The organism is Lysinibacillus telephonicus, assembly GCF_003966145.1.
Classification (GTDB): domain Bacteria; phylum Bacillota; class Bacilli; order Bacillales_A; family Planococcaceae; genus Ureibacillus; species Ureibacillus telephonicus.
Genome location: NZ_RXNR01000145.1, coordinates 1 through 1606 on the forward strand (window position 1 = coordinate 1; position 1606 = coordinate 1606).

The window sequence follows — 1606 nt, forward strand, 5'->3', positions numbered from 1 at the left end:
AAGGAGCATTCCTGTTAGAAGGATTTTCAGGGTCTTGAAATAAAAAAAGCCCTCTAGTATGATGCATGAGTGTCAACAGCCATTGACCCATCATCACACAGGAGGACTCCGTCTATGAATTTTAATACGAACCAGAAAATTAATCAAGTCACTGAAAATACACTCGTCGTAGGTATCGATATCGCTAAGCACAAACATTATGCTTGCGCAATTGATGAACGAGGCCGTGTGCTTCAAAAGTCATTCCCTTTCACGCAATCAAGAAATGGGTTTGATGCATTTTATGAAAAGTTATTAACTTTACTTACTACGCATGATAAAAGCGAAATATTAGTTGGTTTTGAGCCTACAGGCCACTACTGGATGAATCTCGCTGTCTATCTTTTTGAACATGGGATTCCGTTTATCATGGTGAATCCGAGCCATGTGAACAAATCCAAAGAATTGGACGATAATCTCCAAACGAAGAACGATCAAAAGGATGCACTTGTAATTGCGCGTCTAATACGTGATGGACGTTTTAGCTATCCACGTATTCTAGAAGGCGTGGAAGCGGAATTACGAAACGGTGCCACGTTACGTTCAAAGATACAAGAAGATCTCAATGCATTACAAAATCGTCTCATTCGATGGTTGGATCGCTTTTTCCCAGAATTTATGTCTGTTTTTAAAAGTTTCGGAAAGATGGCGTATGCGGTTCTTGAAAAGACACCTCTACCCGCTGATATTCTCGGTAAATCTCCCGAAGAATTATTGTTTTTATACCGTCAGGTAGAGGGATTAAAATCACCTCAATTGCCGAAGGCAAAACAATTAGTCGAGGCTGCTCAATCTTCAATCGGGTTGACAGAAGGTCTTACGATGGCACGAATAGAAATTGCCACACTCCTTAGTCAACGCAAATTGATGCAACAACAGCTCGATAGTCTAACAGAACAATTAATTGAATTAACGAAACAAATGACGGATTATGAGTATCTAGCCACTGTGCCTGGTATTGGCGATGTAACAATCGTCGATCTTCTTTCAGAGATTGGTTCCTTCACTCAATATGAGCATCCACGCCAATTAATCAAACTAGCGGGACTCACATTACGTGAAAACTCATCTGGGCAACACAAAGGTCAGAAACGCATTTCAAAGCGAGGAAGAAGAAAGCTTCGTTCTCTCTTATTCCGAGTTATGATACCGTTGATTCGCCATAATGAAGCCTTTAAGCAATTACATGAATATTACACCACACGCACAGTTAATCCACTTCGAAAGAAGCAATCGATGGTTGTCCTTTGTGGTAAGTTACTGAAGATTTTACACGCTCTATGCAAGAAGAAAGTACAGTTTGATGAACAACTTATGATGAAAGACCTTTATTGTCTCGTAGAGGCAGCCTAAGCTACACCTTAGCTCGATTAAATTACAAAAGGATGACACGGAGAAGCCGGCATTATTTATTCCATCCGACTACGAGTCCCTAAAGGAGCATCGCCAGCCTCTGCCTTATGAATAGACCGAACGAAGGAATGTATGCGCTAGACGCCAAGAGACATGGGAGGGTACGTCATCATAAGCATTGCAGAGATCCAATTGTGCATCACATATTGGAACG

At 41.1% G+C, this 1606-nt stretch carries 1 protein-coding gene; it reads left to right on the forward strand.

The features are described 5' to 3' along the window. Positions 1 to 114: 114 nt before the first annotated feature. Entirely contained in the window at positions 115 to 1392 is a 1278-nt protein-coding gene (locus tag EKG35_RS20555; protein WP_126296408.1) for an IS110 family RNA-guided transposase, read from the forward strand. Positions 1393 to 1606: the final 214 nt, after the last annotated feature.